Below are 8,643 nucleotides of genomic sequence, written 5' to 3'. Positions count from 1 at the left end.
TTTTACGAAAGTTTCCATTCGTCCTATCGTTATACCCGTTTAGGCAAAATTCAAAACGCGGACAAACTAAAAAATGCGGTGGGAACAGGAAAGGTAAAAATGACTTTTGCACCTTGATCTTTGAACATTAACGTGAAAAGTGCGGTCAGATTTCAGCGAGTTTTTTCATTGGCAAAAACTTCTTAAAATTTGACCGCACTTTTTCTGATTTTTAGTATTTCAACACTTCGCTTTCTTTCGGCACAGCGACCTTGCTCAGTTTATTTTCTTTCACAAATTTCCGCATTTCATCTGAAGTAACGGCAGCATGATTGACCGCATCCATATGCACGGTGATAATATCAGCTTGCGGGGCGACTTGGCGGGCTTTGGCGACATCAGCTTTGCCCATAATAATGCCGTCTGGATTGCCTTCCACTTGTGCGTAGCCTGTGTTCATTACAATGATTTCAGGTTTATAGCGGTTGAGTGCAAACTCCACTTCTTCATTCCAAATAGTATCGCCTACGATATACAGCGTTTTTTCGCCGTCTGCTTGCATCACCACACCCATTGCCTCGCCTAATAATTCAGCAAATTGCGGGGTCGCATACATTTGATCCGTGCCGTGTTGTCCGCCTGTTTTGCTTAATTTTACCTGGTTAAATTCGGTATTTTTGCCCAAAACACGAACATCTTTAAATCCTTGCGAACGAATAATTTGTGCATCGCCTGCATTTTGCACGAAAATCGGTAAGGTTTTCGGTAACACTTTTTGTGCGTATTCATCCCAGTGGTCTGCGTGCGTGTGGGTAACAATCACCGCATCTACACCTTGAAGGACTTTTTCGACCGGCTCTGCCATTTCAATCAACGGATTACGTTTTTGGCTGTTGATTGTACCTTCAAATCCTGCGTAGCTGCCTTTGGGTGCAAGATAAGGATCGACCAAAAACGTACTGCCCGCCATTTCAATTTTAGCGGTAGCGTTACGGATATGCTGATAGCTGATTTCAGCATTGGCTGTGGTTGCAACGGTGGTTGCCATTAAAGCAAAAATAAGAGATTTCAGTTTCATTGTGTTTCCTTTTGTAAAAATAAGATAAATCAAACCGCTTGTATGCGATGAGAGAATTATGAAACGAAAGGAAAATAAAAAACATTGACTTATTATTCAAATATCGTAAAAATCGGGTCAAATTTATTGATTGAGAAAACAATGTCTATTCCAACTGTCACCTTAGTGCTTTATCCCCAATTTAGCCCTTTTCATTTTTCCGTGCCTTATATGGTGTTTTCTACCGAAATTGACGGCAAACCGTTATTTAACGTGAAAGTAGTCGCAGAAAATCCAATGGTTACCCAATCCAAGCCGGCCATTATTCAGGCGGACGGCGATTTGAGTTTGCTGGAACAAGCGGATTTTGTGGTGATTTTCGGCTGGAATAAATTAGAACAAATGCCGTCTGCCGCCTTAACGCAGGCATTGCAGCAAGCGGCACAGCGTGGTGCTACCGTTGTAGGATTGTGTTACGGCGCTTATCCCCTTGCCTATGCAGGTTTGTTGAATGGCAAAAAAGCCACAACGCACTGGCTGGGCGAAGCGGATTTCAGACAGCGTTTTCCGCAAGTGAAATTGGATTGTAATGCGATTTATATTGAAGATGAAAACATTATAACCTCCGCAGGCACGGCGGCGGGGTTGGATTGTTGTTTAGCGATTGTTCGCCGACAATATGGGATAAAAATTGCCAATCAACTGGCACGTTTGTTGGTCATCTCGCCCCATCGGGAAGGCGGACAGGCTCAATTTATCGAGCAGCCCATCGCCCGCAAAACCGCCAATGAAAACATCAATGAATGGCTAGACATTATGCGAGCCAACCTAAACGCCGATTATTCCATTGATACACTCGCCGAAAAGCTCATGATGAGCCGCAGCACTTTTACTCGTCATTTTCGCAAGGCAACGGGAATGGCATTGACGGAATGGTTGATTGAAGTTCGGTTACAAAAAGGTCGGGAATTGTTAGAAAGCACCAAACTCGGCATTGAAGAAATCGCCCACCAAATCGGTTTTCATTCCGCCACCGTCTTCCGTCAGCACTTTAAAGCAAAACATCAAATCAGCCCAAAACAGTGGCAAAAGCGGTTTCAGGCTGACTGAAAGCTAAAAGTGCGGTCAGATTTCAGCGAGTTTTTTCATTGGCAAAAACGTCTTAAAATTTGACCGCACTTTATCGGTTCGCCACTAACTTTTCGCCCGAACTAACACCGATGTCATACTGAGAGATCCTGCGATCAGTTCATCATTAAACAAAGTAATCTCATCATTTTCATCGCGCTGCGCCATTACATAAAGCAACGGCAAATAATGATCAGGCGTTGGGACAGAAAGCGCTGCGCTTTCACCGAACCGGTCAAAATGGATTAACGCTTCATCGTTATGTTCACGCATTGCCTGATTGATTTTATCTCTGAACTGATACGCCCAATCGTAGCCTGCGCCCACTTGATCGATATGTTCCCAGCTGATCGCCCTTAAATTATGCACAATGTCGCCGCTGCCTAAAATCAACACACCTTGTTCACGCAATGGACGTAATTTTTTCGCCAATTCATAATGCCATTGCGGCGATTTAGTGCGATCCAAACTCAGCTGAACCACAGGAATATCCGCCTTTGGGTAGAGATATTTCAACACCGCCCAAGCACCGTGATCAAAACCGCGGGTCAGATTGATTTCCACCTGTTCTGGCGCCAGTAACCCTTGAATGTGTCGGGCAAATTCAGGATCGCCTTTCGCCGGGTAAACAATCTCGCTTAATTCCGGTGGAAAGCCGTGAAAATCGTAAATCATCGGCGGATTTTCCGCCCCCATCACTTGCAATTTTGCGCTATACCAATGGGCGGAAATACATAAAATCAGCTTCGGTTTCTCAAAGGTTGCCGTGATTTGTTGAAAGCCCTGATTAAAGATATTTTGCGGATCCAACGCATTCATCGGGTTGCCGTGTCCGACAAAAAGTGCGGGCGATTTTCTGTTCATTTTAATTTAATCCTGCCTTGGTTAGTGATTAAACTTTGTGCTATTTCCTATCATATAAAACTGACTAACAACATATAATGCAGAGTATGCAATTAATCAGGTGCCGTATCAAACACAGTTACTGCTCCATTCAGCAACAATGCCACTCATAAATATTACAAATTCCTTACGGTTCATATTTTGAGTGGAGAAAGTATAAGGCTAGATTTATTACTTGTTAATCGTTAAAATCGCAAAATAGAATTGTTAGTTTTGCAACAATTGAAAATTCGGTAATTTACCAATGAGTACATATCAGTACCGTTGTCCCTTTTACCAATTTCCGAACGCAAATTCATAAATAGGAAAAATGTGTAGTTTGGATTGAAAATCTAACAAACCGTTTAACTCAATGAAAATGTTGTTTTTTTATTCAACCTATGAGCTCACTGAATATGGTGAATTTTATTTTATGAACTACTACGAACAAATTTTTAAAGATTTGTCCCTAAACTCGGATAAAGACAAGGCGTTAAACCAAATTGTAAAAATATTCTTATACAGAAATACAAAATTTTCCATGCCTGAAAATTTAAATAAAACGGATATATTCTTTCAGTCTGATTTTATTCATCTTCTACAAAAAGCACATTTACAAAATGATAATTGGCAATTAGCTCTATCGCAATATTTCCGCTTTGGTAAAATAGCTGAAAGTCAAATTATTTCATTTTTGGATTTAGATGAAGAAAGCACGATCTTGTCCATTCGTTTATCGGGAATAATAAATAATTTAAATCATTTAAGTTGGACTTCTATTAAAAATCAACAAAACAATTATCCAAAACTAAATTCCTTTATTAAAGTTGTTGAATATCTTAATCAACAATATCAATCGATAAGTGATGCTTACTTGTCTATTAATAAAAAATGGCAATGGACACACCTTGATGTGCTTGTATTTGCAAGTTTATATTTATATGAAATTGTCTTAACTCAACAATCAGATAGTATTGTTATCCCTTATCAGATAGATACAGAAACACCTATTCAACAAGAAAAAATCTTTAATGCTCTACATTCTATGGTTGTAACTGCTCATAAAAGTAGAAAGTTATTAACCGATAAAAATTTAAGACCCTCTTTAAATAGTAGAATCGAACCATTCATTTATGGAAAAAATTTAACCACATTGAAAATCCAAGAATATGAAGACTTTAAACAAAGTATAGCTTTAAAAGTTGAATTAGGATTATTTTCTGATTTTGTTTTCAATGCCTTTTCTTATAATAAGTCAATTAATTACACACTTAAAAACGAGAAATTAAACCATACTGTCAGTTCATCAGACAACGATTTTTACTCAGAAAAATTTACTGTTCTTCAGATGTATTGGAAATGGAGAGGTATTAAATGCATAGATGAAAGTATCTTAAATAAAGAAAAATTTAATTATTGGTTAAAAGAAAATGAACCTATCCATGTAGCAGAGGCACTTGCAGACACTCATGCAGCTATTTTATTGTTAAAAGAGATTTATGGTGTAGAAAAAATAGTACTTAATAACGAACAAGAGTATGATATTTTTAATACATTATTTACCATCAACATGCAGCAAAAATATTACCAAAAATCATTTATCGATCCATTTTTAGAATTTTATCAAATTAATCCAGCCCATCCGTTTAAAACTTTAGGAATATTAACGCTAACTAATTATATAACAGGGCAAAATTTTTATCCGATCATTACCGGAACTAAGGAAAATAAAGCTAAAAATATGGGAAAGGCTTGGCTTACGGAAGGTAGTAACAGAGAAAAGGTCAAGAAAATGACAGCTATTTTAGATTTTTGGAGTTGTAATTTAAATGCCAATGACCAAGATAGTTATATAGAAAAACCATTTTATGAATTAGATGGTAGAATTATTCAAATACCACAGCGTATCGGAAAACAAAATATTTATGGTAGTATCGTTAATTATCTAAGAAAGTTGCATAAAAATAGAGAATCTTTAAAAAATGAAACTAACTCTATTGAAAATTATTTAGCAAAACTATTTATTGATCATAAATTAAGAGCTTTTTGTCAATATATCCCTCAAGATAAATTAATTGGTGAAATTGATTTAATTGTTGTAGAAGATAATACAATCTTAATTATTGAACTAAAATCAACCTTTCTAAAAACAAATTTAAAAGAAGCCTATCAATACCAAAACTTCACATTAAAAAAAGCTGCCTTTCAGCTTGATAGAAAGCTAAAATATATTCAAGAAAACTATACTGAGTTTACTGATAAAGAGTTTCAAAATATTAAATTTCACTCTTGGATTGTAGATACCACTTTGGAGGCCGATCATAAATATTTTAATAAACATCTTAAGATATCTTTAGAAGAATTAATTATTAATTTAAAAAATCATTGTGACTTCATAGATTTTTATAAAAACCTTCCTGAACATTATAATAATGAGACTGATTATAAAGAAAAATTTAGTTTACAAAAGTTAGTTGAACAAATAGAGAAAAATATTTTTTGGAAAAATAGCTTGGAAAAATATGAAGGAATAAAAAACAAAATTGAAGAATATATTGATTAATTAATAAAACTAAGAAGAAATAGCCTATACTTTTTTGCTTTACAGAACATAAAACAGCGGCATCATTAGTCATACTCGATTTTCAACAGAAAAAATGATCACTCTATTCTACTACCTATACAAGCTATTGTATCAAACATATAACGAAAGTATTTGAAATTTTGTAACAGGCTTTACGAAAAATATTATACCTAACTATTTGGGAACACCATACTTTATTTATTTTATTACATTTTAAACTTCTATTTTGGCTATTCAATTTAAATACCTAAATCAGAAGCACCGATTTCTAAATATTCCCTATCACCATTATTCTCATTTCCGCAATAGACAATTCTATTTTTATTGATTGTTACACCGCAATCATCGTTCTAGAATGATTTTATCCAAGCTATTTAGGAGCAAGACAATGAAACTCAAAACCCTAACCACCGCATTATTCCTCGGTTCAACCTTATTTTCAGGAGCAGTTATGGCAGAAATGACTTCAGCGACAGCGATAGACGTCCCAGCGCAACACATTCAATTAACCCAAGAATGGGACAAAGTGTTCCCGAAAAGCGATAAAGTGGAACACCGCAAAGTCACCTTTAAAAACCGCTACGGCATTACCTTGGCAGCGGATTTGTATATGCCGAAAAATGCGCAAGGCAAATTGCCGGCCATTGCGGTGGGCGGTCCGTTCGGCGCAGTGAAAGAGCAAGTTTCGGGCTTATACGCGCAAACCCTGGCGGAACGCGGTTTTGTTACCTTGGCGTTTGACGGTTCCTTTACCGGCGAAAGTTCGGGCTTACCGCGCAATTCGGCTTCGCCTGAAATCAATACCGAAGATTTTTCAGCAGCAGTGGATTTTCTCGGTTCACTAGATAATGTTAATCGTGAAAAAATCGGCATTTTGGGCGTGTGCGGTTGGGGCGGTTTTGCTTTAAATGCCGCAACAGCCGATACCCGCATTAAAGCCGTTGCCACCAGTACTATGTACGATATGACGCGCGTAATGGCAAAAGGTTACAACGACGGCGTGGACGCCGATGCCCGTTACAAAATGAAACAAGATTTGAACAACGCCCGTTGGGAAGCACAGAAAAAAGACTACGCCAACACCAGTGATACGCCTGTATTGCCCGAAGTCAGCGCGCTCAATGCGGATACGCCAAAATTCGTGGCGGATTATGTCGATTTCTACAAAACCAAACACGGCTACCACCCGCGTAGTGTCGGTTCAACCGGTGCATGGACAACCACCACACCGATTGCGTTCATCAATATGCCGATTTTGCAACGGGCGGATGAATTACGCGCCCCCGCTTTATTGGTTCACGGCGAAAAAGCCCATTCGCGTTATTTCTCGGAAGATGCGTTTAAAGCCTTAGGCAGCAAAGATAAAGAATTGTATATCGTACCAAACGCCACACACGTGGATTTATACGACAACCAAGCCAACAAAATTCCGTTTGATAAATTTGAACAGTTTTTTAAGGCGAAATTAAAATAATCACACAGGATAAAAAGCCGTCTGCAAATGTATTCGGACGGCTTTTTTATTAAGATGTTACGCCAACGGAACCACATAAACGGCGAGATTCTGAAAAAATCCGTAAATAAAAAAACTTATCAAAATTTGACCGCACTTTACCTTACTTCAAACAACTTTCCTGCCGCCATAAAACGTTTAAACGCTTCTCCATTCAGCTGATTGAAATTGCCAAACCTGTTGATGTGGCGTACTATATGCACATAACTTACTTTTAAAAAGTACTTACAAAAATGTAAGTTCGAAATATTTTTAACAGATTGAAATCAAAGGAAATAAAAATGGAAAAATTTTCTGATTTAGCCGGACGAGGCTATGTGTTAGCGGCAAACTGCCCTTCCAGACAGATTTTGCAGCACTTGACCAACCGCTGGGGCGTGTTGGTGATGATCGTATTGATGAAAGGCACCAGACGTTTCAGTGAAATCCGTAAAGAGATTGAAGGCGTGAGCGAGCGGATGCTGACCCAAACCTTACAGCAGTTGGAACAAGACGGCATGCTGATTCGCAAATCCTACAACACTGTCCCGCCGCACGTGGAATACTCATTGACCGACTACGGCAAAGAAGCGGGAACTAAACTGGCGGATTTAGTCGATTGGTTGGAAGAAAATTTAACGGGGATTTTGCGGAGTAAGGCGTGATACAAGCGGTCGGATTCAAACAACATTTTGCCATTTGCAAATTTCCCTTCGGATACGACTGCTTATTTTCTTCACGGAAGGTGATGCTTATTTCGCCAATTCCCAAATCTCCACACTTTCAAAAATAAAAGTACCGAACGGTTTCTGTTTAACCGCTTGAATTAACGTGGTAGCCAATTTCGGGGAGGAGTTTGACCAGCTCGCCGCGGTCAAAATGCGGTTTGCAGAACAGTTCGCTGATAAAGCCCACCACGTTGCCGCGCAGCACCGCTTTTAGCTCGTATTCGGGATCGGAACTGTAGAAATGCACGTCTCGCGGCAGCAGTTTTTGCGCATCGTTCATCACCAATTCCCAAGCCCGCCCGGTTTCCACGTTAATCGGCAAGGAAAACGGAAAATTGCGCTGTAAATCCTCTAAATCTTTCGGTGAACCCAACCGTTCCAACAATTCGGGCGAAGCGACAATCCAGTCTTGCAAATCGGCAATTTTGCGGATAATAAAATTCGGGTTTGGTTCAGGCCCGATGCGCAAGCCAATATCAATGCGATGTTCCACCGCATCAAATTTGGTCATATCTTCCCGCCAATCAATCACGAGTTGCGGATACGGCGCAAGTGCGGTTAAAAGCTCGTCTAAAATCTTGTCATTCTCACGCCAACGGGGAAAGGTAATCCGCACCACGCCTGCCATTTCGTCTGTCTGTTGCTTGCCGAGTTTGAACAGATTATCGGTGTCCGCCAGCAGTTGTTTCGCTTTAATCAAAAACTGCTCGCCAAAATTAGTCAGCCGAATTTGGCGTGTATTTCGCTTAAACAACTGCTCTCCCAACTCCTGCTCTAATTCCGCAATCACACG

At 39.0% G+C, this 8,643-nt stretch carries 7 protein-coding genes; 4 read left to right on the top strand and 3 right to left on the bottom strand.

Going from position 1 to position 8,643, the window contains the following annotated elements:
* Positions 1-211 precede the first annotated feature (211 nt).
* Positions 212-1,057: an MBL fold metallo-hydrolase gene (locus ACEYJ7_RS04845; protein ID WP_373777944.1), complete on the bottom strand. Its 846-nt coding sequence runs from the start codon at positions 1,055-1,057 to the stop codon at positions 212-214.
* Between the two features lie 141 nt (positions 1,058-1,198).
* On the opposite strand from ACEYJ7_RS04845, the gene ACEYJ7_RS04840 reads away from it, so the two are divergent.
* On the top strand, positions 1,199-2,146 hold the full coding sequence (locus ACEYJ7_RS04840) for a GlxA family transcriptional regulator (RefSeq protein WP_373777943.1): 948 nt from the start codon (positions 1,199-1,201) through the stop codon (positions 2,144-2,146).
* A gap of 84 nt (positions 2,147-2,230) precedes the next feature.
* Here the strand turns inward: ACEYJ7_RS04840 and ygiD are convergent, their stop codons facing one another.
* Positions 2,231-3,028: a 4,5-DOPA dioxygenase extradiol gene (gene ygiD / locus ACEYJ7_RS04835; RefSeq protein WP_373777942.1), complete on the bottom strand. Its 798-nt coding sequence runs from the start codon at positions 3,026-3,028 to the stop codon at positions 2,231-2,233.
* Positions 3,029-3,479: 451 nt separating this feature from the next.
* On the opposite strand from ygiD, the gene ACEYJ7_RS04830 reads away from it, so the two are divergent.
* The 3 genes from ACEYJ7_RS04830 to ACEYJ7_RS04820 all read left to right on the top strand — a co-directional run bounded on the left by ACEYJ7_RS04830 (position 3,480) and on the right by ACEYJ7_RS04820 (position 7,787).
* Complete coding sequence (locus tag ACEYJ7_RS04830) at positions 3,480-5,609, top strand: hypothetical protein (RefSeq protein ID WP_373777941.1); 2,130 nt, start codon at positions 3,480-3,482, stop codon at positions 5,607-5,609.
* Positions 5,610-6,018: 409 nt separating this feature from the next.
* Complete coding sequence (locus ACEYJ7_RS04825; RefSeq protein ID WP_373777940.1) at positions 6,019-7,104, top strand: alpha/beta hydrolase; 1,086 nt, start codon at positions 6,019-6,021, stop codon at positions 7,102-7,104.
* A 320-nt stretch (positions 7,105-7,424) separates the two neighbouring features.
* Positions 7,425-7,787, top strand: coding sequence for a winged helix-turn-helix transcriptional regulator (locus ACEYJ7_RS04820; protein ID WP_373777939.1), 363 nt, complete (start codon positions 7,425-7,427; stop codon positions 7,785-7,787).
* Positions 7,788-7,935: 148 nt separating this feature from the next.
* Here ACEYJ7_RS04820 and ACEYJ7_RS04815 read toward each other — a convergent pair.
* Positions 7,936-8,643 (bottom strand): LysR family transcriptional regulator (locus ACEYJ7_RS04815; protein ID WP_373777938.1); only part of this gene is annotated, 708 nt, incomplete at its 5' end.

Source organism: Glaesserella sp. (assembly GCF_041814905.1).
Lineage (GTDB): Bacteria > Pseudomonadota > Gammaproteobacteria > Enterobacterales > Pasteurellaceae > Glaesserella.
This window is presented reverse-complemented; position numbering and strand designations above follow the sequence as displayed.

Coding starts and splice junctions, on each gene's coding strand:
- ACEYJ7_RS04840 (WP_373777943.1), top strand. CDS start 1,199: ATGTCTATTCCAACTGTCACCTTAGTGCTTTATCCCCAATTTAGCCCT.
- ACEYJ7_RS04820 (WP_373777939.1), top strand. CDS start 7,425: ATGGAAAAATTTTCTGATTTAGCCGGACGAGGCTATGTGTTAGCGGCA.
- ACEYJ7_RS04830 (WP_373777941.1), top strand. CDS start 3,480: ATGAACTACTACGAACAAATTTTTAAAGATTTGTCCCTAAACTCGGAT.
- ACEYJ7_RS04825 (WP_373777940.1), top strand. CDS start 6,019: ATGAAACTCAAAACCCTAACCACCGCATTATTCCTCGGTTCAACCTTA.
- ygiD (WP_373777942.1), bottom strand. CDS start 3,028: ATGAACAGAAAATCGCCCGCACTTTTTGTCGGACACGGCAACCCGATG.
- ACEYJ7_RS04845 (WP_373777944.1), bottom strand. CDS start 1,057: ATGAAACTGAAATCTCTTATTTTTGCTTTAATGGCAACCACCGTTGCA.